Here is a 316-nt window from a genome sequence, read left to right as displayed (position 1 = left end):
TGCGGAAAAAGCGATGCAGGCTGCTGTTGAAGCATTCAAAACATGGAGAAAAGTGAAGCCGGAAACACGCGCAGATGTTTTATTCAAAGCTGCTGCGATTATCCGCCGCCGCAAGCATGAGTTTTCTGCTCTTTTAACAAAGGAAGCAGGAAAGCCTTGGAACGAGGCAGATGCTGATACTGCGGAAGCCATTGACTTCCTTGAGTACTATGCACGTCAAATCTTAACAATCAAAGACGGTGTTCCAGTCAACAGCCGTCCGAACGAATATAACCGTTATGACTATATTCCATTGGGAGTGGGGATCATCATTTCT

1 protein-coding gene is annotated in these 316 nt (G+C 45.9%); it reads left to right on the top strand.

Annotation, left to right across the window (positions count from 1 at the left end; all coding sequences use genetic code 11):
* Positions 1–316, top strand: a 316-nt coding sequence (locus JI665_RS28350; protein WP_206846302.1) for an aldehyde dehydrogenase family protein, incomplete at both ends; no start/stop codon positions are given.

Source organism: Bacillus sp. NTK034 (assembly GCF_017303275.1).
Taxonomy (GTDB): Bacteria; Bacillota; Bacilli; order Bacillales; family Cytobacillaceae; genus Cytobacillus.
This window is presented reverse-complemented; position numbering and strand designations above follow the sequence as displayed.